The organism is Flavobacterium rarum (SeqCode) (assembly GCF_965234445.1).
GTDB lineage: Bacteria > Bacteroidota > Bacteroidia > Flavobacteriales > Flavobacteriaceae > Flavobacterium > Flavobacterium rarum.
Window position 1 is genome coordinate 194016 of the sequence record NZ_OZ248490.1, and the last position, 21922, is coordinate 215937.

General features: G+C 31.0%; 21 protein-coding genes. 2 read left to right on the forward strand and 19 right to left on the reverse strand.

Annotated features, from left to right (window positions below):
• Position 1 precedes the first annotated feature (1 nt).
• From AC8GF4_RS09020 to AC8GF4_RS09075, 12 genes are all read right to left on the reverse strand, one after another.
• The gene (locus tag AC8GF4_RS09020) at positions 2 to 1585 is read right to left on the reverse strand and encodes a sensor histidine kinase (protein ID WP_506594032.1); all 1584 of its coding nucleotides are present in this window, start codon (positions 1583 to 1585) and stop codon (positions 2 to 4) included.
• Positions 1586 to 1644: 59 nt separating this feature from the next.
• Complete coding sequence (gene coaE / locus AC8GF4_RS09025; protein ID WP_506594034.1) at positions 1645 to 2241, reverse strand: dephospho-CoA kinase; 597 nt, start codon at positions 2239 to 2241, stop codon at positions 1645 to 1647.
• Position 2242: 1 nt separating this feature from the next.
• Positions 2243 to 3241, reverse strand: a complete 999-nt coding sequence (locus AC8GF4_RS09030) for a glycosyltransferase family 2 protein (protein WP_506594036.1) — start codon at positions 3239 to 3241, stop codon at positions 2243 to 2245.
• A 118-nt stretch (positions 3242 to 3359) separates the two neighbouring features.
• Positions 3360 to 4166 carry an enoyl-ACP reductase FabI gene (locus AC8GF4_RS09035; protein WP_506594038.1) on the reverse strand — a complete coding sequence of 269 codons (807 nt, stop codon included), beginning with the start codon at positions 4164 to 4166 and terminating at the stop codon, positions 3360 to 3362.
• 333 nt (positions 4167 to 4499) lie between these two features.
• Positions 4500 to 5690 carry an enoyl-ACP reductase FabV gene (gene fabV, locus AC8GF4_RS09040; RefSeq protein WP_506594040.1) on the reverse strand — a complete coding sequence of 397 codons (1191 nt, stop codon included), beginning with the start codon at positions 5688 to 5690 and terminating at the stop codon, positions 4500 to 4502.
• A gap of 91 nt (positions 5691 to 5781) precedes the next feature.
• Positions 5782 to 7434: a DNA repair protein RecN gene (gene recN, locus AC8GF4_RS09045; protein WP_506594042.1), complete on the reverse strand. Its 1653-nt coding sequence runs from the start codon at positions 7432 to 7434 to the stop codon at positions 5782 to 5784.
• A gap of 49 nt (positions 7435 to 7483) precedes the next feature.
• Positions 7484 to 8371, reverse strand: a complete 888-nt coding sequence (porD, locus tag AC8GF4_RS09050) for a type IX secretion system protein PorD (protein WP_506594044.1) — start codon at positions 8369 to 8371, stop codon at positions 7484 to 7486.
• A complete protein-coding gene (coaBC, locus tag AC8GF4_RS09055; RefSeq protein WP_506594046.1) occupies positions 8364 to 9575 on the reverse strand; it encodes a bifunctional phosphopantothenoylcysteine decarboxylase/phosphopantothenate--cysteine ligase CoaBC in 1212 nt (403 codons plus the stop codon). Before coaBC ends, porD begins: the two co-directional genes overlap by 8 nt.
• An 8-nt stretch (positions 9576 to 9583) precedes the next feature.
• Positions 9584 to 9901, reverse strand: coding sequence for a DNA-directed RNA polymerase subunit omega (locus AC8GF4_RS09060; protein WP_506594048.1), 318 nt, complete (start codon positions 9899 to 9901; stop codon positions 9584 to 9586).
• An 8-nt stretch (positions 9902 to 9909) separates the two neighbouring features.
• A complete protein-coding gene (locus AC8GF4_RS09065) occupies positions 9910 to 10704 on the reverse strand; it encodes an outer membrane protein assembly factor BamD (protein WP_506594050.1) in 795 nt (264 codons plus the stop codon).
• Positions 10705 to 10832: 128 nt separating this feature from the next.
• Entirely contained in the window at positions 10833 to 11720 is an 888-nt protein-coding gene (dapA, locus tag AC8GF4_RS09070; protein WP_506594052.1) for a 4-hydroxy-tetrahydrodipicolinate synthase, read from the reverse strand.
• Between the two features lie 8 nt (positions 11721 to 11728).
• Positions 11729 to 12247 carry a DUF6913 domain-containing protein gene (locus tag AC8GF4_RS09075; RefSeq protein WP_506594054.1) on the reverse strand — a complete coding sequence of 173 codons (519 nt, stop codon included), beginning with the start codon at positions 12245 to 12247 and terminating at the stop codon, positions 11729 to 11731.
• 47 nt (positions 12248 to 12294) lie between these two features.
• Here AC8GF4_RS09075 and AC8GF4_RS09080 point away from each other — a divergent pair, with 47 nt between their 5' ends.
• Positions 12295 to 13074: a 5'-nucleotidase C-terminal domain-containing protein gene (locus AC8GF4_RS09080; protein WP_506594056.1), complete on the forward strand. Its 780-nt coding sequence runs from the start codon at positions 12295 to 12297 to the stop codon at positions 13072 to 13074.
• 85 nt (positions 13075 to 13159) lie between these two features.
• Positions 13160 to 14071 carry a bifunctional metallophosphatase/5'-nucleotidase gene (locus AC8GF4_RS09085; RefSeq protein WP_506594058.1) on the forward strand — a complete coding sequence of 304 codons (912 nt, stop codon included), beginning with the start codon at positions 13160 to 13162 and terminating at the stop codon, positions 14069 to 14071.
• Here the strand turns inward: AC8GF4_RS09085 and AC8GF4_RS09090 are convergent.
• The 7 genes from AC8GF4_RS09090 to rpsF form a co-directional block, all read right to left on the reverse strand.
• Positions 14057 to 14749 (reverse strand): hypothetical protein, encoded by a 693-nt coding sequence (locus AC8GF4_RS09090; protein ID WP_506594060.1) that lies wholly within the window; start codon positions 14747 to 14749, stop codon positions 14057 to 14059. The two genes, AC8GF4_RS09085 and AC8GF4_RS09090, sit on opposite strands and share 15 nt — an antisense overlap.
• Positions 14739 to 16742: an NAD-dependent DNA ligase LigA gene (gene ligA / locus AC8GF4_RS09095; protein WP_506594062.1), complete on the reverse strand. Its 2004-nt coding sequence runs from the start codon at positions 16740 to 16742 to the stop codon at positions 14739 to 14741. The genes AC8GF4_RS09090 and ligA overlap by 11 nt, the downstream gene beginning before the upstream one ends.
• Before the next feature lie 73 nt (positions 16743 to 16815).
• Positions 16816 to 17289 (reverse strand): DUF6495 family protein, encoded by a 474-nt coding sequence (locus AC8GF4_RS09100; protein ID WP_506594064.1) that lies wholly within the window; start codon positions 17287 to 17289, stop codon positions 16816 to 16818.
• Positions 17290 to 17411: 122 nt separating this feature from the next.
• Entirely contained in the window at positions 17412 to 20606 is a 3195-nt protein-coding gene (locus AC8GF4_RS09105; RefSeq protein ID WP_506594065.1) for a TonB-dependent receptor, read from the reverse strand.
• Positions 20607 to 20705: 99 nt separating this feature from the next.
• Complete coding sequence (gene rplI, locus AC8GF4_RS09110) at positions 20706 to 21146, reverse strand: 50S ribosomal protein L9 (protein WP_506594067.1); 441 nt, start codon at positions 21144 to 21146, stop codon at positions 20706 to 20708.
• A gap of 66 nt (positions 21147 to 21212) precedes the next feature.
• Entirely contained in the window at positions 21213 to 21509 is a 297-nt protein-coding gene (rpsR, locus tag AC8GF4_RS09115) for a 30S ribosomal protein S18 (protein ID WP_007138295.1), read from the reverse strand.
• A gap of 5 nt (positions 21510 to 21514) precedes the next feature.
• Positions 21515 to 21856: a 30S ribosomal protein S6 gene (rpsF, locus tag AC8GF4_RS09120; protein ID WP_116761249.1), complete on the reverse strand. Its 342-nt coding sequence runs from the start codon at positions 21854 to 21856 to the stop codon at positions 21515 to 21517.
• Positions 21857 to 21922: the final 66 nt, after the last annotated feature.

Sequence of the window (21922 nt, forward strand, 5' to 3'; positions counted from 1 at the left end):
TTTAATTTATTAATGGTAATTTTATTATAAAGGTACTTCCTTTTCCCTTTTCACTTTCAACATATACTTGACCATTATGGTCGTCTACAATTCTTTTTACATAAGCAAGACCTAACCCATGTCCTTTTACATTATGTATGTCTCCTGTATGCTCTCTATAAAATTTCTCAAAAATTCTTTTTTGAGCAACTTTACTCATACCAACACCATTATCTTTTATTTTAACAAGAACCATGTCCTTTATATTTTCTGTATATATATCAATTTTTGGAGTGTCTGGTGAATATTTTATAGCATTTTCTAAAATATTGACAATCACATTTGTAAAATGAACATCATTTAATAAAACAGTCTTTCTAACAGCTCCAAAATGAACATCAACACTTCCATCTCTGTCTTCCAGAATTAAATTTACATGATCAATTGCATCGTTTATTACTTCCTCAATATCGCTAGATTCTTTAATAATATTTAATTCCTTTTTTTCTAATTTAGATATTCGCAATACATTTTCAACTTGTGCATGCATCCTTTTATTCTCATCTCGAATCATTTCAAGATACTTAAAAACCTTTTCTTTATCATCAATAATCTTAGGGTTCCGAATGGCATCCAAAGCTAAATTTATAGTTGCAATTGGTGTTTTAAATTCATGCGTCATATTATTTATGAAATCAGTTTTAATCTCTGATATCTGTCTCTGACGTATTAATTGATTCAAGGCACTTGTATAAGCAATTATAATAATCAAAGTAAATATGATAGACAATATTGTAATACTCACTAATTCAGACAATAAAAACTTTTTCTTATGAGGAAAAGTAACCAAAAGTTTGTATTTTTCATTTCCCTCATTATCTGTAAAAACGGGAATAGAATAAGTAGCATCTTTATCGTATTTAAAATCTTCCGATTTTATTTTTGTTGCAATTCCATTACTATAAATACCAAACTCAAATTTGGTTTTCACACCATATTCTTCTAATTCTTTTTTTATTAATCCATTTAAAACTTCTTTCGAAACTCTTTCTTCAAGAGGCATTGCTGAAGCTATGTCTTTAAAGAAAATTTCAAATTGTGCATTATCTAAAACATCCAAATTACCCGATTTTTCAATCTTTATGTCTGGTATTAAACTTTGCTGAAGTCCAGAATTATCAACCTTATTATTATTGTATATTTCAGTTACCCTTTTTGAATTGAAATTTTTAAAATTCTCAGTATCAAACTTTTTATCAAACAATCCAGCCGAAATTTTAAAATCTTCAGAAATTATACTATTGGAATAAATAATTGTTTTATTTGTTTTAGGGTTTTTTTGAACATAATAAAACTCCAACAAATCATCCCTTTTTGGAATTTTACCAGTACTATCTTTATAATGATTGTACTTATCATAAAAACTATACGCCTCTCTGCTTTGCAATTTATCAGCAACATTGCCAATTACTTGCTTTACATGAAATTTAAATTGTTCATCATTATTCTTAAACGAATTATTAAACCAATATACTTGAACAAGAATGATCCCAATCAAGGACAAACTCATTAACAAGACTAGTACTCTAAAAAATAACTTATTCATTTAAGCAAAATTAGTATTTTAACAATATAGTAAATAAAGCATTAACCAAAGATTAACATTTAAGATTTGATTTGATTAATTCCTAAAATTTTAAGAATTTTAACAATATCCAGCTTTAATGCCTCAATACTACTATTTTCTATGACAAAATCACTTTTTGATGATTTTTCCTCATCATTCCATTGATTTTTCATTCTTTCCAGTACTTTTTCTCTAGTGGTATTATCCCTAGTTATTACTCTCTGAATTCTAATTTCAAGAGGTGACACAACATTTATTACGCAATCACATTGTTTATAACTACCACTTTCAAATAATATTGCACTTTCATAGATTACATATGGTGCCGTTTCATTTTCTAAAAGCCAATCTTTAAAATGCTGTTTTACTGCAGGATGAACAATTTTGTTTAATTGTTTCAATTTATCTACATCATTAAATACGATTTGAGACAATCTTTCTCTTACCAAAACCCCACTTTCAAAAATAGATTTCCCGAAGACTTTCTTAATTTGTTTTAAAATTAAATCAGAGTCCATTAGTCTTTTGGCTTCTAAATCTGTAATGTAAACCGGGATTCCAAAAGTCGAAAACAAATTGGCTACAGTTGTTTTACCGCTTCCAATTCCACCTGTTAATCCAATTACTTTTGTCATTTTATACTTTAAAAAACAGTTCTGGAAAAGCCTTTTTGGGATCTTGGTTTAAAACAATCACTTTGACATAAGATTTAAAAAACCCTATTCCATACCCGTAAAATTGTTTCCAAACTGCTATTAATGATAAATAACCAATTTTAACACTTTTATTCTGAATAGAAGACACCAAAAACAATGCCAAAAAATAAACAAAATAAATTTTAAGAAGAATATCTTGATTAAAAATCAATAATATTAAAGATACAAAAAAACCTGTTATAAAAAACGTTGGGAAGAAAAAAGTTAATTTATTATATTTTGGATACCAACTATTGAGAATTGGCCTTGCTTTACCAAATTTATTAACTTGAATTGTAAACTTTTCCCAATCAATTCTTCGCTTATGATACACGAATGCTTTTGTGAAAAGTCTTGTTTCAAAACCTAAATTCCACAAACGAATAGACAAATCTGGATCTTCACCAGGATGAATATTACCAAAACCATTTGAAGCCAAAAACGCTTTACGAGACAATCCCATATTAAAGCTTCTCGGTTGAAACTTTACGATTTTTTCAGAACCACCTCTGATTCCTCCTGTTGTCAGAAAAGAAGTCATAGCAAAATTAATCGCTTTTTGAATATCCGAAAAACTATCCAACGCTTTGTCTGGACCTCCAAAACAATCTACGAAATTTTCTTTCAACGCCTTATCTACCTCGTACAAATACGTACTTGGAATAATACAATCCGAATCGAAAATGATATAATAATCGCCTCTTGCCTTTTTCATTCCGTAATTTCTAGAATCACCAGGACCTGAATTTTCTTTGTAATAATAGGAAATATCTAGTTTGTCCCCATATTTCTGAGCTACATCTTGACAACGAATTGTAGATCCGTCTTCAATAAGAACAATTTCAAAAATTTCTTCATAAGTAGTTTTTGACAAACTTTCCAAAAGTTCATCCACTTCATCTGGTCGATTGTAAACAGGAATAATCAATGAAAACAACATAATCTTAAGCAGTATTAAATATTTTTTATTTCTAAATTTTAACAAAGGTACTCTTTATCCACAAAAAAATCATCAATTTTTGATTGATGATTTTTTAATAACAAAGTCATTAATTTGACTATTTAAACATTTCCATTACTTCTTGACTTACTCCCATATTCGAAAATCCGCCATCGTGTAATAAGTTTTGCAAAGTTACTTTTCGAGTCAAATCGGAGAACATTACAACAATATAATCGGCACATTCTGCTGCAGTTGCATTCCCCAATGGAGACATTTTTTCTGCAAAAGCAATAAATCCATCAAAACCTTTGACACCTTGTCCTGCACGTGTGGCAGTAGGTGATTGCGAAATGGTATTCACTCTTACTTTTTGATCTCTACCAAAAAAATACCCAAAACTTCGAGCTATTGATTCGAGATACGCTTTATTGTCGGCCATATCATTATAATCTGGAAAAACACGTTGTGCCGCCATATATGACAACGCAATGATACTTCCCCACTCATTCATAGCCTTCTTTTTGTATAATACTTGAAGAAGTTTATGAAACGACACTGCAGAAACATTCCAACCCTTCTCTGTAAATTCATAATTTTGATTGGTATAATGATTTCCTTTTCGAACATTGACCGACATTCCAATTGAATGTAAAACAAAATCAATTTTACCTCCCAGAATCTCAATAGATTGATCGACTAAATTTTCGAGATCGGTTACTGATGTTGCATCAGCAGCAATAACTTGACAACCTAGTTTTTGAGCCAATTTGTCAATATCTCCCAAGCGCATTGCTGCGGGAGCATTGGTTAATACAAAAATACCGCCTTCGTCGTGAATACGTTGTGCGGTTTTCCAAGCAATAGAATTTTCATCTAAAGCTCCAAAAATAATTCCTCTTTTTCCTTTTAATAAATTATACATAAAATGATATTTAAAATTATGCTGCCCACAGTTTCAACCGTGGGCTATGGTTAAATAATAGTAAAATTATTCATTAATTGATAGATTTTAGTCCATTTTCACTACTGACAAATCACTATAGAACCTAATAGCCCCGATAGAAGCGAAAATCCTTGTGAGTCGGCGTTCGGCTAACAAGATTGAAGCGAATAGCGGGACCATATTTCCAAAAATGCCAAATATTTCTGCTTTAAAACTAACGAATTGAACTCAGTCCATAAAAAAACACTTTATTCTCTTGAAATAAACCATCAAGAAATAAAGTGTTTTGAAACTATTAATATTGTTTGCTAATTATCCAATACTTGTAATAGCAACCATTTCGTTTGTGTCTGCAGTGTAATCTACGCCATCAAAACCAAAGCCAAATAGATTGTGAAAATCACTTCTATACCCTTCCAAATCTCCTAAATCGGCTAGGTTTTCCGTTGTAGCTTCAATCCAAAGTTTTGCAATCTGATCTTGAACATCTTCACGCATTTCCCAATCGTCGATACGTATTCTTCCTTTTTCATCGGTAATCATTTCTTCACCTGTGTACAATCTTTGTTGGTACAAACGCTGGATTTGCTCTATACAACCTTCATGAATCCCTTTTTCTTTCATTATTTTGTACAATAAAGAAATATACAATGGAATTACTGGAATTGCAGAACTAGCTTGAGTAACCAATGCTTTGTTTACAGAAACATAAGCTTTACCGTTAATATCGGCTAAACTATCTGTAATTGTAAAAGCAGTAGCTTCCAAATGATCTTTGGCACGCCCGATTGTTCCTTTTCTATAAACTGCTTCTGTTAATGATGGTCCAATATAAGAATAAGCAACAGTTGTAGCACCTGGAGCCAAAAGATTTTCAGCTTTTAATGCATCAATCCACATTGCCCAATCTTCGCCACCCATTACCGCCACTGTATTGGCAATATCTTCATCTGTACAAGGTTCGATAGAAATCTCTGAAACTTTACCAGAATGAAAATCTACAGTTTTGTTTGTAAAAGTTCCACCAATTGGTTTTAAAACAGAACGGTGCAAAACTCCAGTATTAGGATTTAAACGTACCGGTGAAGCCAAACTATAAATTATCAAATCAATTTGACCTAAGTCTGCTTTGATCATATCCAAAGTTTGTTTTTTTACCTCATTTGAAAAAGCATCACCATTAATACTTTTTGCATACAAACCAGCTTTATGTGCTTCGTTTTCAAAAGCAGCGGAATTGTACCAACCTGGAGAAGCTGTTTTTCCTTCTGTAGGTTCTTTTTCAAAAAATACACCAATTGTAGCGGCATCAGAACCAAAAGCACTTGTAATTCTAGAAGCCAATCCAAAACCTGTTGACGCTCCAATAACTAATACTTTCTTAGCTCCTGCTATAGTTCCTTTTGATTTTACATATTCAATTTGATTCTTAACACTTTGTTCGCATCCTTTTGGTTGAGCTGTCAAACAAATAAATCCTCTCATTCTTGGTTCTATAATCATAGTATTCTATACGTTAATTTATATTATAATTTTTTAATAAATTGAATGTTTTAAACTTCTAAAATTGAATGGACAAATATAAACCAATTATTTAGTTCAACAAGGCTTTTGCGTGATTTAAGGCCGAATCTGAAACAACAGTTCCAGACAACATTTGAGCAATTTCTATTATTCTTTCTTCGCTAGTTAACAATTTTAATTCTGACTGAGTTTCTTCACCCACAGTAGATTTATACACTTTGAAATGCGCATTTCCTTTGGCAGCTATTTGTGGTAAATGCGTAATGGCAAATATCTGCATATGGGTACTCATTTCTTTCATAATTTCCCCCATTCTATTTGCGATTTCTCCAGAAACACCTGTGTCTATTTCATCAAAAACCAAAGTTGGTAGTTTTGAATATTGAGCTAAAATAGCTTTAACAGCAAGCATAATACGTGACATTTCTCCACCAGAAGCTACTTTTTTCAAAAGACCAAAATCGGTTCCTTTATTGGCAGAAATTAAAAACTGTAACTCGTCTTTTCCGTTTTCAAAATACGTTGAAGTACCCTTTATTTCCATACTAAAACGAACATTAGGCATTCCTAAAGTCTCTAGAATGGTAATCAATTTTTGCGACAAAATAGGAATTGCTTCTACCCTTTTTGCATGGATGGCATCGCAAATTTGATCCAACTGTTTTACATTAGCATCAACTAAATGGGTTAATTTCACAATCTCCTCATCAATATTTCCTAATTCTAATACTGCATTTTCTAATTTACTTTGAATAACAATTAAATCATCAACTGTAGAAACTTGATGTTTCTTTTGTAAATTATAAATGAGTTGTAATTTTTGATTAATTAAATTCAGTTGCTCTGGATCATTAATCAATTTTTCTGTGCAACGATTCAATTCAATTGCAATGTCTTCAAACTCAATTTTTAGACTTGTAATTCTTTCAAATAATGAATTATAATCTCCTGAGAAAGAAGCAATCTTTTGTATGGAGTTTTTTATTTCATTCAAATTATGAGAAACTCCAATTTGATCTTCATTGGCTATAGCCAGAGATTTATCGAGTGATTCTTTGATAATCTCCACGTTATTTAATTGCTCGTAATCAGCTTCAAGAGTTTCTTGTTCACCAGATTTCAATTTTGAAGACACCAACTCTTCCAAAAGAAATGTATTGTATTCTTGCTCCTTAGAAGCCTCTGACTTTTTTTTCAAAAGCGAATTTAATTTCGCTTTATCACTTTTATACGATTTTAAAACATTTTGATATTCATTAATTTGTCCAAAATTATTGGCAATAGCATCAATAATTTTAAATTGGACATTTTCATCCGATAATTCTTGAGTTTGTTGTTGCGAATGAATGTCTATTAAATAAAGGCTTAACTCTTGTAATTCTTGAAGATTTACAGGACTATCATTAACAAAAGCTCTTGATTTTCCAGAAGGTAATATTTCTCTTCTTATAATAGTATCATTTTCATAATCCAAATCATTGGCTTCAAAAAAAGGAAGTAAATTGTATTTTGAAATTTCAAAATGCGCTTCAATTACACATTTTTCTTCTTTATTTTTAAGCGAAGTCAAGTCGGCTCTTTTTCCTAAAGCCAAACCCAAAGCGCCCAATATAATAGATTTACCAGCGCCTGTCTCTCCAGTAATTATTGAAAACCCTTTTGAAAAATCAATAGTTAATTTATCGATTAACGCATAATTTTTTATAGCTAGTGAAGTAATCATTTATAGAATTTTAGGAATAAGTTGAAAAAAAATGGAATTAAACTAAATACTAATATTTCAATAATTGCCATTTACCGGCATTTGTAGACGATGTTTTATTCAAACTATCTACTAAATCATTTATAGAAATATTGGGTCCACCAGAAAAAACAGATACAATTTCATCTGATTTTGAATCCATAAAAATTCGTAATAAATACGAATTTGGTTTGGTACCATTCAGTTTGGATAAATTAATTAAAGAAGTTTTAATAATTTCTTTGGCTTTTTTAGGATCTTGATTCATTGTGTCCAAACCAAGGTAGTATTGAAAACTTGATTGTCTTATTTCAGAATAAATTGGAGACAATAAGTCATTAATTAAAACATATCTACTCAAAGTACCGTCAGATTGATTCCAACCTTTGTAACCGCCTTGTTGAGCAAGATTGGATATACTTAAAGCTTCTTTAAAGTTTTTATCGCCAAACATAGGAATAAAAGTATCGGCATCCATACCCAATATGATATAAGAATAAAAAGAAAGAACCGAAATAAGATTCGAATCAAAACTAGTTGGATTGTATGTTAAAAGTTCAAATTCAGTGTAATTAAAAGTAAAATCTTTATCATTAATATTCAAAACTGGTGATGAATAAGTTGAATTATAAGCGTTTCGAGATGATTGAACTTGAATATTGGCTACAAATTGATTCGAAGTATAATTTGATAATGTAATAAACATTGAACAGTTTACTTTTTCCTTTTGAGATAGTGCTTGACCGGTCCAATCTGTTTTGTTAACAAATTCGTTTATAGCCGTTTCAAGCGTTTTAAAAATTTGTTGATTGGGATTGTTTAATTTTTGTGTATTTATTGTTATAGTACAATTCAGCTGTTGCCCTTGTACAAAGCTACAACTTAAAAATAAAACCAAATACAAAAAATATTTAACCATAAAAATGAGCTATTACTTTGTTTAAAATATCATCCGCTACAGCTTGTTTGGATTTTAATTCCATTGCTTCAATTTGAAAGTAACTATTTATAAATGTAACTTTATTAGTGTTTTTTCCAAAACCAGCACCTTCATCTTGTAGCGAATTAAGAACAATCAAATCTAAGTTTTTTTTCTGAATTTTACCTTTAGCATTTTCAATTTCATTTTCTGTTTCAAGAGCAAACCCAATTAAAAATTGATTCTTTTTTAATGCACCTAGTGAAGCAAGTATATCTTTGGTTTTTTCTAGTTCTATTGTAAAATCGTCTGCAGCTTTTTTTATTTTTTGTTGTGCAACAATCTTTGGTTTATAATCTGCAACGGCCGCAGCTGCAATAGCAACATCTACCTCTTGATAGTACAGATGACAAGTATCATACATCTCTTGAGCGCTTACTACTGGAATTAATTGAACCAATGGATTATTAATTCTACAATGAGTGGGGCCAGAAACTAATATCACAGTTGCACCCAAATTGGCTGCACTTTCAGCGATATCAAATCCCATTTTACCTGAGGAATGATTACCAATAAAACGAACTGGATCAATGGCTTCGTAAGTAGGTCCTGCAGTAATAAGGATTTTTTTTCCTTTAAGTGGTAATTTACTTTCGAGATCCGCTTCCAAAAATGAAACAATATTTTCGGGTTCTGCCATTCTTCCTTCACCAGACAAACCACTGGCTAATTCTCCAGTTTCTGCGGGAATCATAGTGTTTCCAAAAGCCTTTAGAGTTGCAAAACTTTCTAAAGTTGATGGATGAATGTACATGTCCAAATCCATTGCAGGAGCAAAATAAACAGGACATTTTGCAGATAAATAGCAAGCAATTAACAGATTATCACATAATCCATTAGCCATTTTTGATAACGTATTGGCAGTTGCAGGAGCAATTACCATTAAATCTGCCCATAAACCTAATTCAACATGACTATTCCACTCTTCGTTTTTTTCGTCTTTATTATAAAATTCTGAAAAAACGGGGTTTTTGGATAAAGTTGATAAGGTAAGTGGGGTTATAAAATCCTTAGAAGCAGGTGTCATTATCACTTGGACATGTGCACCTGCTTTTATAAAAAGTCTAACTAATGAAGCCGTTTTATACGCAGCAATTCCGCCAGAAATTCCTAGCAAAATCTTTTTTCCACTTAAAACTGACATTGTATAGATTATTTGTTTGCTTCTCTGTGATATATTTTACCTTCTAACCATTCTTGAACAGCTAGAGCATGAGGTTTAGGTAATTTTTCATAGAATTTCGAAACTTCGATTTGCTCTTTATTTTCAAAAACTTCTTCTAAACTATCGTTGTAAGTAGCAAACTCTTCTAGCTTTTCAGTTAATTCTTTTTTGATCTCAGAATTAATTTGATTTGCTCTTTTAGCCATAATTGTTATCGCCTCATACACATTTCCAGTTGGTTCTTCAATAACTGTTTTGTTGTAAGTTATTGTATTAACCGGAGCATTTGTCTTTTTTAAATCCATGACTTTATTTATTTATTATATTTTTGTAATTCAACATCAATTTCGGCAAGCATTACGTCTGCTTTGCTTTTGTATTCTGAATTTGGTTTAAACTTAACCAAATTATTATAACTTATTTTTGCTACGTTTAATCTTTCTTCCATTTTAGAAGGAACACTATTTATAGCCAATAGATAAGCAGAATCCAATTTATAGTATAATGCTTTTTCTTTATAAGTTGTTCCAGGAAAATCTGAAATAAAATTATCTAATGCAATTATAGCAGATTTGTAATTCGAAATCCTATTGTATTCAATAGCATTTTCGTACACTTTACGTTCTATCTTTTCATTCAGTTTTTTAGAAGTTGCATTGGCTTCTGCAATAAATGTTGAATTTGGATAACGATCAATAAATCCTTGTATTTTTTCAATTGCTTTGAAAGTGTCCGTTTGATCAATACTAAATACCGGAGATAACATTGAATAACTTTGAGCACCCAAATAGGCACATTCTTCTGATTTTTCACTTTTAGGATAACCTGAAACAAAACTATCAAATTGATAACCTGCTAAATAATACTGCTTTGTTTTGTAACACGCTTGAGCATACATGTAAAACAATTTTTCTCCTTGTGGTTTTCCTCTATAAGCAGGTGCTAATTGCTCAAAAAGTCGAATTGCTTTTGAATAACTTCCAGCATCATATAATTTAGTTGCAACTTCAAACTTTTTAGCAACATCTTCTGTTTTCAAAGCAGTTTGATATTCGCTACAAGAACAAAAAAACACAACAACAAACAATACAGATATTATTTTCTTCATTTTTCTTACTGATTTTATATTTATTGCCTAGTATATATGCAATAAAAGCCACCAAAGTTAGGTGGCAAATTTAGTTATTAATTTAGCTATTACAAAATATTTCTTTATTTTAAAAAAAAATGGATTTTTTATACATTTTTAACCATTTTTTTTACAAATAATTGCAAGCGATTTGATAAAGTTTCATCTACTGAAACCAATGGTAATCGAACAATATTATCTGTAATCCCCAGAATAGCAAACACTTCTTTTATTCCTGCAGGATTGCCTTGCTCAAAAATCATATCAATACAATCGGCTAATAAATAGTGTAATTTAAAAGCGTCATCCACTTTTCTATTCAATCCCAAACGAATCATTTCTGAAAACTCTTTAGGAAAACCTTGCCCAATTACAGAAATAACTCCAGCACCTCCAGCCAAAACAACTGGCAAAGCAATCATATCATCTCCAGAAATCACCAAGAAATCTTTAGGTTTATTATTTAATAATTGCATTGCTTGAACCAAATCTCCTGAAGCTTCTTTTATAGCAACTATATTATCAAAATCATTTGCCAATCTCAAAACCGTATCTGGCAACATATTACTTGCCGTACGTCCTGGAACATTATACAAAATCACTGGAATTGGTGAAGCTTCCGAAACTGCTTTAAAATGCTGATAGATTCCCTCTTGAGTTGGTTTATTATAATATGGAGAAACTGATAAAATTGCGACAAAAGAACTCAAATCTCTAGTTTTTAATTCTTCTACAACTTCCAAAGTATTATTGCCACCAACCCCAAGAACCAATGGTAATCTTCCAGCATTGACTTCTATAACTGTTGCAATAACCAATTCTTTTTCTTCTTTAGACAATACTGCGTTTTCTGCAGTTGTACCTAGCACAACAAGATATTCAATTCCGCCATCAATTGAAAAATTTACAACTCTGCGTAAAGCTTCGATATCAATTGTAAAATCGTTTTTAAACGGTGTAATTAGAGCAACACCAGTCCCTATTAATGATTGCATAATGTAAATTATATTTTATTTAATATTTTTAAGTACCTAAATAACTCATGAGTAAAACCCTTGTAATTCTCTAACTCAATATTGATTAATAAATGATTTAATCTTTTGTCAACAGCTGAAAATCCAACTTTAAATTTAGCTTCAACCTTTTGTGATAAAAACAACAAAAGAGTATCTTCTTCATTGTAATAATTAATTAATAAATCATATTCTTTTGATAAAAAATCATTTATTGATTGTTTTGTAAATTCATTTTTAAAATTCAAATCTTTCCATCCAAAAAAAGGAATTTCAGAAGTTACTTTATTTTTAACAACTTCTTTGTATGAGATAATTTTAATATTATTTTCGGCAATCCCATTGGAAATGATTTCGTTTTTTAAAGCATTAGTTTCAAAAAATCGCCTTTCATCAACAATCAAACCAACACTTGTAATTGGCAAAATCAATGATTCTTTCTTAACATTAAAAAGCTGTTTTTTTAATGTTCTTAATAAAGAAAAGCGCTTTACATAATTTAAAAACATAGTACATTTACAGGATTACAAATTTAATTATTTAAGTTACATTTAAGATGGTAAATCTAAAAAACTATAATGGGTTTTTAAAACTTTTTGTTATATTCTTAACACTATTTTTTATTATTTCTTGCAGTACTAAAAACCATACTGTTTCAAAAATCGAAGGCAAACAAATCCCAATTACTGAAAAAGAAAATGAAAATACTGAAATTGAAAACTTTATAAAACCTTATAGAGAAAAAATCAATAACGATCTCGACAAAGTACTAGCTTACAATCCAGAAACTTTAGAAAAAAGCAAGGGAGAATGGCAAACCAATATTGGTAATTTCATGTCTGATGTTACCTTATTGAAAGGAAATACAGTTTTCAATAAAAGAGAAAACAAGAATATTGACATCTGTTTACTCAATGATGGGGGAATACGCTCGATACTACCAAAAGGCGCTGTATCTGCAAGAAATGCATTTGAAATAATGCCTTTTGAAAACAGCCTTGTTGTCATTGCATTAAAAGGAGAACAAATTCAAGAGATTGTTACTTTTTTCATTAAAGACAAAAGCCCACATCCGCTTTCAGGGTTGACCTTTAGCATTGACAAAAAAAATGAAGCCAAAAACATTTTAGTCCAAGGCAAGCCCATTGAAAATTCAACTATTTATTATGTAGCCACGAATGATTATTTAGCCAATGGCGGTGGTGGTATGGATTTTTTTAAAAAAGGAAGTCGAAAATTTGATTTAGATTATAAACTGAGAAATATATTGATTGACTATTTTACAGATGTTGATACCCTAAAAGTAAAAAAAGACATTCGAATATTAATAGAATAATTCTGTTTTGTTTTACTAAAAATCATCACGATTCGATTACAAACCCCATTTTACCTTATACTTTTTCAAAGCAAAAAATACCAAAATGAAAAGAAGAGACTTTATAGAAAAAACGGTTGCAAGTACTGCTTTATTAAGCTTAGGAATATCCTTAAGCAGTTTTAAATCGGATACTATAGAACATTTAACCATTTTACACACCAACGATGTTCATAGTTACATAGACCCCTTTCCTGCCGACCATCCGAGAAATCCAAATAAGGGTGGTGTTTCTAGAAGAGCTTCACTAATTGAAAAAATACGATTAGAAAATCCAAATGTACTACTACTAGATGCTGGCGATATTTTTCAGGGTACTCCCTATTTTAATTACTATGGAGGTGAATTAGAATATAAATTGATGAGCATGATGAAATATGATGCCACAACTATTGGAAATCATGATTTTGATAATGGATTAGAGGGAATGGTTGCCCAAATACCACATGCTACTTTCGATTTCATATCGTCTAATTATGATTTTAAAAATACAGCTATGGATGGCTTTGTAAAACCATTTAAAATTTTCCATAAAAACGGTATAAAAGTGGGGGTCTTTGGACTTGGAATAGAATTAACAGGATTAGTTGATAAAAACAATTACAAAGAAACTGTATACAACAATCCTGAAGAAACCACACAAGAAATGGTTCGAATCCTCAAGCATGAAAATAAATGTGATCTAGTTATTTGCTTGTCTCATTTAGGTTATAATTATAAAAATGAACCCAATAAAATTTGTGATTTAAAACTTGCATCACTTACAAAAGATATTGATTTGATTATTGGAGGCCATACGCATACCTTTTTGGACAAACCAACAATTGTAAAAAATCTTGAACAAAAAGAAGTACTCGTAAATCAAGTAGGCTGTTATGGAATTAATCTAGGTCGAATTGATTTTTATTTTGATTCGAATAAACAAAAGTCAGCACAAGGAAAATCAATTATCGTTTAAATCTTCAATCATTTTATCTTTCACCAATAAATAATTTACCATAAAAAAATACGATAAAAACTGAGTAATAATACTAATTAAAATAAAGGAGTAGTTGTAAAGATAAAATTTATATACTACAAAAAAAATGTCTGTTACTATAAAACAGATGCACATGACCATCGCATTAAAAAAAGCGTAACTTCCATTTTTGTTATAATTTATGATAGAAATAATACTCAATAGACTTAAAATTATTCCAAAAACCACATACAACCAAAAATCAAGTTCTAAATTTTCTAGTTTTAAATTTAAAACAGAATAACAAATAAATCCAATTGCCAAAATCAATATAAAAATTGAAAGACTGTCTTTAAAATGAAATTTTAAAGATTTAAAATCTTTTAGGGCCAAATACAATAGTAAAACATAAACACTCATCATACACAAAAAAGAACCCATAGGAGACTCTTTTATATTTAATGTAGTAAATACATCCCGGACAAAACACAGCAAAAAAATTAATGCTTTCAAAAAAGTAATTCTGTATTGATTGGACACTAAATAATATATAAATAACGATGGAATTATAATAGATTTAGTAAACAAAACCATAATTTCATCATTAAACAATTTGAAGATAATTGCCAATATTGAAGTTATAAAAAACAAAACAAGTGATGGTGTACTAGCTTTCATTTAACATTTTTAAAAATTGATCTTCAGAAATTATTGAAACGTTTAATTTGGTTGCTTTCTCCAGTTTTGCGGGACCCATATTGTCTCCTGCAACTACAAAATCGGTTTTAGCAGATATTGAACTTCCCACTTTTCCGCCATTATCTTCAATTGCATTTTTTAATTCATCTCTTGAAAAAGTAGAAAAAACGCCAGAAACCACAAATGTTTTACCTAGGAATTTCTCTGTTGCATTTGGATTTATTTTTTCGATAATTTCAAATTGAACACCATAACTTTTTAATCTTTCAATTATGATTTTATTTTCGTCGTTCTCGAAAAAATCAATTACACTTTGCGCAATTCGTTCTCCAATTTCATCCACCAAAACCAGTTCCATAAGAGTTGCCTGTTGCAACGCATCAATATTTTTATAATGCTTTGCTAACTTTTTGGCAACTGTCTCCCCTACAAATCGAATTCCTAAAGCAAACAAAACACTCTCGAATGGAATATTTTTAGAATTTTCGACACCTTTCACTAAATTCTCAGCCGATTTTTGTGCCATTCTATCCAAAGGCAAAATTTGTTCAACTGTCAATTCATACAAATCGGCATAATTGTGTACCAATCCGTTATTGAATAACAATGCCACTGTTTCGCCACCGAGACCTTCTATGTCCATGGCTTTTCGTGAAATATAATGCTGAATTCTCCCTATAATTTGAGGTGGACAACCATAAAAATTTGGGCAATAATGATTGGCTTCCCCCTCACTACGCACTAGCTCTGTATTGCATTCTGGGCAATGCGAAATATATAAAGTAGGCACAGAATCTTCGGAGCGTTTGCTTAAATCAACCGCTATGATTTTTGGAATAATCTCTCCTCCTTTTTCTACAAAAACGGTATCGTTTACTCGAATATCCAGTTTTTCAATCTGATCTGCATTATGCAATGAAGCGCGTTTTACAATCGTTCCAGCTAATTGCACAGGTTCAAGATTAGCAACCGGTGTAATCGCTCCTGTTCTTCCAACTTGATACGATATTGAATTTAATTTTGTAGCAACTTGTTCCGATTTAAATTTATAGGCTATTGCCCAGCGTGGCGATTTGGCTGTATATCCTAATTCTTCCTGATGGCGAAAATCATTCACTTTTATAACTACACCATCCGTTTCATAAGGTAATTCATGACGGTGCACATCCCAATACTCAATAAACTCAAAAACTTCTTCTAGATTTTTAGACAATTTTGCTTCAGTTGGAGCTTTAAATCCCCAATTTCTGGCCACTTCCAAACCTTCAAATTGAGTATCAAAAGGTAAGCTTGAACCAATCAAAAAATAAAGCAAACAATCCAAAGGGCGCTTGGCTACTTCTGCACTGTCTTGTAGTTTTAAACTTCCAGAAGCCGTATTTCTTGGATTGGAATAAGGCGTTTCTCCAATTTCTATTAAATCCTGATTCATCTTTTCGAATCCTGCAAAAGGCAAAATAATTTCACCACGAATAGCAAATTGAGTGGGATAGTTCCCTTTTAATTGCAACGGAATAGATTTGATTGTCTTTATATTATTGGTCACATCATCTCCTTGAAAACCATCGCCACGTGTTACTGCGCGTTTTAGCATCCCATTTTCATAAGTAATACTAATTGATGCTCCATCGTATTTTAACTCACAAGTATATTCTAAAGGGACATTTCCCAAAACTTTCTGAATACGGGTTTCCCAATCGATCAAATCTTCTTTGGAATAGGAATTGTCTAGTGAGTACATGCGGTATTCATGTGCAATAGTTTCAAAATTTTTAGTTACCGTCCCTCCTACTCTTTGTGTTGGCGAATTGGCATCAAAAAACTCAGGATTTTTATTTTCTAAATCTTGTAGTTCTTTTAACTTTATATCAAACTCATAATCAGATAATGTGGGTTTGTCCAACACATAATAATTATAATTGTGAAGATTGAGTTCTTCCCGAAGCGTTTGAATGGTTTGCTGTATATTCATAAAACGAAAATTGGCTATTCTAGTCGATTAAATAATCTACTAAAATAACCAATTTAAAGTTTAAAAATCAATTTTATGATTCAATAATCGTATTAATTTGATTGTATAATTGACCGTCGCTTAAAAAAGAACCTTGCTGTATCAATTGAAAAATAGAAAGATTGCGTTCTTCTGTAAATTCTTTTCTACCCACTTTCATTTCGATTGTGTCGGTAAACATATTATCGCTAAGCCATTCCAATCCTTCTTTTGTCAAAAAATCAGTTTCAGGAACCAAAGATTTCAAAACAATAGATTTTATATCCGTATCAAAACAATGAAAGAGAAAAATATGATTCTTGGAGAAAAATTCCAAATAAGTTGCTTTTGTAAGCACACCCTCCCAAATTAAATCCGAAAAAACATCCAATTCTTGTTCGGCTACTTCTGGTTTTTCGGCTTTAATTTTATCCCATTCGGCTTTATCAATTGCCTGAGTTGCTAAAAAATTAGTAAATTCTTGTGTTAACTCTTCAAATTGTTCTTTTGTAAGTCTTGCGTATTTCATGTAATGCTATTAAATTCTTTCTTTTTGATAAAATATATTCTGATTGCAAATTTAGACTTTTTTAGACCAAAAAAAAGCCTTCTTTTTCAAGAAGGCTAATTAACTAAATTGTCATTATTTTATTAGAAAATATATCTAATTCCGAATTGCATTTGCCATCTAGAAGCTAAACTAGCATCATAACTAAAAGTTTCTTTTTGAGTTCCATTAAAAGTATACGTTGGAGTATTACCAGTAACAGAAACACCAATTGGCTGTACACTTATTGGAGCTTGAACTAATCCCCAATCTGAATTTAATAAATTACTAAAATTCAAGATATCAATACTGAATTGAATGGTATTGGTTTTTTCTGAACCCGAAGATACTTTGAAATTATAGTCTTGTAAAATCTTCATATCCCATTTACCTCTCCATGGAGACAAAGCTCCATAACGCTCCGCATATTGACCTCTATGATCATTCAAATAATCATCTTGACTGATAAATTTGTCAAATGCAGCTGCTTGTCCTGCTCCAGAAAAATTCATTGTTTGTACTTCAGCAGAAGTAGGAATATAAATTAAATCATTTGCACCAGAACCATCATTATTGATGTCACCACCATACGTATAGCTATATCTACCACCTTGTGCATATTCAAAAACAGTTGAAACAGTTGTAGCCCACTTGTCTTTACCGTATTTCCATTTTTTTGAACCTACTCCAATAAAACGGTTGTTATCACCATACTTAGAGTTAGAAAGAACATCTTTATTTACATCACCTAAAGCAGGATTAAAAGCAAAAGCATCTCCAGTTATTTCAGCTTCAATAGAATTAACATCTTTAGAAATCATATAATTATAAGCAAGACTTGCATATAAACCATTGTCAAAATTCTTTTGCACTTTAAGAGAAGAGTTAAAAGCATATCCTTTATTCGAATTCGTCATAACATACGCATTATTAGCGCCTTTATCGGAAGCCAAATAAATTGCTCTATCATCAGCACCTGCTAAAGTACCAGAAGGTGTTTTCAATCCCCAGTTTTGAACATGAACTCCATTAATATCTTTATTGTATGACATATCAACAGTTAAGATATAATTATTTTTGAATTTATGGTCATATCCTAAACTAGTTCTCCATACTTGTGGCCATTTGTAATCTGGATCCATAATCTGAAAAAAGCCATCATCAGCACCACTAACTTGGTTTCCTAACCACACAAATGGAAGTCTTCCTGTAAAAACTCCAGTTCCTCCACGAAGTTGAGAAACATTATTCCCATCCATATTCCAATTGAATCCAAGTCTTGGAGACCAAAGAATTTTATTTGACGGTAAATCTGTAGAAATCAACTTCACAGCTTTTCCGGTTGATGGATCAAAATAATCTACATTATTATTTCTTGTAGCTCCATTATCTGTGTCAATATATTTTTGAATTAAATCTGAAGTATTAAAATATAATGGTTTATCAGCTCTTAAACCCAATGACAATTTAAAATTATCAGTAACGCTCCAATCGTCCTGTGCATAAAATGCAACTTGTCCAACATTTAATTCAGCTAATTTCCATCCTTTATCTGCACCTACTTCAATTTTACTTTTGGTATTATACGTATCAATTGCGTATTGCATATTTTGTGCAACAATACTTTGAGCGTATGGTTTTGCAGCATCTGCTAAGAAATCTGCAACTGTAAAATAAGGAGAGAAAAACAAACCTGCATAACCATTTGGATTACCAAAATTCTCATAACCTGTTAAGTTAAAGGAATTTTTAAATGCAAATTTTTCAAAAGAACCACCAAAAGTAAATTGATGATCTCCTGTTACATAATTTAAATTATCTGAGATCTGATAAACTTTTTGATCTAATGTATTATTTATAGAAAACGGCTCATGTCCTGCAATAATATAATTTGAACCAGCACCATCTTTAATATTAATTACTGGAGCAGGTGAAGAAAATGGATTTCTAAAATCATTAAATGAAGTATAACCTGCTTGTAATTTATTTGAAATATTTTCACTTATTTTTGAATTCAACTCAACAAGAAAAGAACTCAATTCATTATTTATCTGATATCCAGAATTTTGAAACTGAACTATAGAAGCACTTGGACCTCTAAAACCTAAAGCTGTTGGGTGAGCTGGTTTATCCTTAGAAGCATCCAAAAAGTTATAAATAACTGCTAATTTATTATTATCATTAATATTCCAGTCTATTTTAATAATACCTTTATTTGAATTAGATTTATGAGTAAATCCTTGGTAAGCCCCTGGATTATATCCAAAATTCTTACCCGAAGCATCTTTCAAATTAGCTAATGCATCATAAACGGCAATTAAATCCGTTTCTAAGACTCTTGATTCATTCACTCCAGTAGTGGCATCACCATTATTTGCAACAAAACTAGATCCTAAGTCACTTCTTTGGTCAATTTCGTAATTGGCAAAAAAGAACAATTTGTCTTTAATGATTGGTCCTCCAATGCTGAATCCAGCTTGAGTTTGTTCTAAAGAAGGTACAAAAATTTCTTCTCCGCGTACTTTATCGCCTGTCATATTTTCATTTCTAAAATATCCATAAACAGTCCCGTGAAAATTATTAGAACCTGACTTCGTTACAGCATTTACAGAAGCACCCGTAAAACCAGATAAAGTAACATCATAAGGCGCTGTAGCTACTTGAATTTGCTCGATTGCGTCTAATGAAATTGGCTGAGCATTTGTTTGCCCACCTGGCGTTGCAGCATCCAATCCAAATGGATTATTAAAAACAGCTCCATTTAAAGAGTAATTATTGTATTGATCATTTCTACCTCCAAATGAACCACCACTAGCTGTTGGCTCTAATCTTGTAAAATCTTCAGCAGATCTTGAAATAGATGGCAAAGCCGCTAACTCTTTTCTACCAATTGTTGTTTCTGCACCGGTTTTACTATTTTGAAAAACTTTATTATTTGAAGTTATAATTTTCACTTCCTCCAATGCTTGACTTTCATCTGATAATACCACATCCAAATTGAATGCTCTACCCAAATCTAGATTAATGTCCTTGAATTCTTCTTTGTGTGAACCAATAAAAGTTACACTTACCGCATAAGGCCCACCTACTCTCATATTCAAAATACTAAATCTTCCGTCAGTATTTGAAATAGCGGAATATTTACTTCCTGTAGGAGTATGAACAGCAATAATAGTTGCCCCATTTACTGTTTCACCCTTTGTGTTTTTCACAACTCCTTTTATACTCGAAGTTGTTGTTTGTCCAGACATCACAAAGATTCCGAAAACAAAAAACAATAAAGTAATAATTTTTTTCATTTAATTAGATTTAATTTGATTTAGGGTACAAATTTAAATAAAAAAAAATCACTCCGAAGAGTGATTTTTAAATATTATTAACAAAATGTTAACAGGCTGTTATTTTTCTGCTACAATTTCGTAAGCTAATTCTACAATTACATCTCTGTGTAATCTTACTGAAGCATTGTATTTACCAATACGTTTTACGATACCAGAAGTAATAAATTTTCTATCAATTACTTGACCACCTTTAGCCAAAGCTTCAGCGATATCAATATTTGTAATTGAACCAAATAATTTTTCACCACCTGCTTTTGCAGAGATTTTAATTTCGATAGCTTTTAAAGCTTCTGCTAATGTTTTTGCATCTGCAACAACTTTAGCTTCTTTGTGCGCTCTTTGTTTTAGGTTTTCAGCCAATACTTTCTTTGCAGATGAAGTAGCTAAATGAGCGTGACCTTGTGGAATTAAAAAGTTACGACCGTATCCGTTTTTTACAGTTACTACATCATCTTTAAATCCTAAATTTTGAACATCTTTTCTTAAAATAAGTTCCATGTTGTTGTCCTTTTTTATAGAAGTTAGGTTTCATATCCCAGAAAACCAACAACTGTTAATTTTTAATTATTTCAATAAATCGGCCACGTATGGCATTAAAGCTAAGTGACGCGCTCTTTTTACAGCTACAGACACTTTTCTTTGGTATTTTAATGAAGTTCCTGTTAAACGACGAGGAAGAATTTTTCCTTGCTCATTTACGAATTTCAATAAGAAATCAGCATCTTTATAATCGATATATTTGATACCTGATTTTTTGAAACGACAATACTTTTTAGTTTTGTTAGTTTCTATGTTCAAAGGCGTAAGATATCTGATATCCCCGTCTTTTTTTCCTGAAGCAGATTGTTGTAATGTTGCCATGATAATTAAGCTTTTGTAGATTTAAGTTTTGCTCTTCTTCTTTCAGCCCAAGAAATAGCATGTTTGTCAAGACTTACAGTTAAGAAACGCATAACTCTTTCGTCACGTCTAAATTCAGTTTCGAAAGCGATAAGAACCTCACCAGCTACTTTGAATTCGAACAAGTGGTAAAATCCACTTTTTTTGTTTTGAATTTCGTAAGCCATTTTTTTCAGACCCCAATCTTCTTTCGATACCATTTCTGCTCCTCTACTAGTAAGAAAATCTTCAAATTTGCTTACTGTTTCCTTTACCTGAACTTCAGATAAAACGGGATTTAAAATGAAAACAGTTTCATAATGATTCATAAATATATATTTATTTGTTAATTTGGGTGCAAAAGTAATGTTTTATTTTAAACAAACAAGCATAAT

Excerpts from the sequence above, each read along its gene's own strand:
- AC8GF4_RS09020 (WP_506594032.1), bottom strand. The coding sequence starts at position 1,585 with ATGAATAAGTTATTTTTTAGAGTACTAGTCTTGTTAATGAGTTTGTCC.
- coaE (WP_506594034.1), bottom strand. The coding sequence starts at position 2,241 with ATGACAAAAGTAATTGGATTAACAGGTGGAATTGGAAGCGGTAAAACA.
- AC8GF4_RS09030 (WP_506594036.1), bottom strand. The coding sequence starts at position 3,241 with ATGTTGTTTTCATTGATTATTCCTGTTTACAATCGACCAGATGAAGTG.
- AC8GF4_RS09035 (WP_506594038.1), bottom strand. The coding sequence starts at position 4,166 with ATGTATAATTTATTAAAAGGAAAAAGAGGAATTATTTTTGGAGCTTTA.
- fabV (WP_506594040.1), bottom strand. The coding sequence starts at position 5,690 with ATGATTATAGAACCAAGAATGAGAGGATTTATTTGTTTGACAGCTCAA.
- recN (WP_506594042.1), bottom strand. The coding sequence starts at position 7,434 with ATGATTACTTCACTAGCTATAAAAAATTATGCGTTAATCGATAAATTA.
- porD (WP_506594044.1), bottom strand. The coding sequence starts at position 8,371 with ATGGTTAAATATTTTTTGTATTTGGTTTTATTTTTAAGTTGTAGCTTT.
- coaBC (WP_506594046.1), bottom strand. The coding sequence starts at position 9,575 with ATGTCAGTTTTAAGTGGAAAAAAGATTTTGCTAGGAATTTCTGGCGGA.
- AC8GF4_RS09060 (WP_506594048.1), bottom strand. The coding sequence starts at position 9,901 with ATGGATTTAAAAAAGACAAATGCTCCGGTTAATACAATAACTTACAAC.
- AC8GF4_RS09065 (WP_506594050.1), bottom strand. The coding sequence starts at position 10,704 with ATGAAGAAAATAATATCTGTATTGTTTGTTGTTGTGTTTTTTTGTTCT.
- dapA (WP_506594052.1), bottom strand. The coding sequence starts at position 11,720 with ATGCAATCATTAATAGGGACTGGTGTTGCTCTAATTACACCGTTTAAA.
- AC8GF4_RS09075 (WP_506594054.1), bottom strand. The coding sequence starts at position 12,247 with ATGTTTTTAAATTATGTAAAGCGCTTTTCTTTATTAAGAACATTAAAA.
- AC8GF4_RS09080 (WP_506594056.1), top strand. The coding sequence starts at position 12,295 with ATGGTAAATCTAAAAAACTATAATGGGTTTTTAAAACTTTTTGTTATA.
- AC8GF4_RS09085 (WP_506594058.1), top strand. The coding sequence starts at position 13,160 with ATGAAAAGAAGAGACTTTATAGAAAAAACGGTTGCAAGTACTGCTTTA.
- AC8GF4_RS09090 (WP_506594060.1), bottom strand. The coding sequence starts at position 14,749 with ATGAAAGCTAGTACACCATCACTTGTTTTGTTTTTTATAACTTCAATA.
- ligA (WP_506594062.1), bottom strand. The coding sequence starts at position 16,742 with ATGAATATACAGCAAACCATTCAAACGCTTCGGGAAGAACTCAATCTT.
- AC8GF4_RS09100 (WP_506594064.1), bottom strand. The coding sequence starts at position 17,289 with ATGAAATACGCAAGACTTACAAAAGAACAATTTGAAGAGTTAACACAA.
- AC8GF4_RS09105 (WP_506594065.1), bottom strand. The coding sequence starts at position 20,606 with ATGAAAAAAATTATTACTTTATTGTTTTTTGTTTTCGGAATCTTTGTG.
- rplI (WP_506594067.1), bottom strand. The coding sequence starts at position 21,146 with ATGGAACTTATTTTAAGAAAAGATGTTCAAAATTTAGGATTTAAAGAT.
- rpsR (WP_007138295.1), bottom strand. The coding sequence starts at position 21,509 with ATGGCAACATTACAACAATCTGCTTCAGGAAAAAAAGACGGGGATATC.
- rpsF (WP_116761249.1), bottom strand. The coding sequence starts at position 21,856 with ATGAATCATTATGAAACTGTTTTCATTTTAAATCCCGTTTTATCTGAA.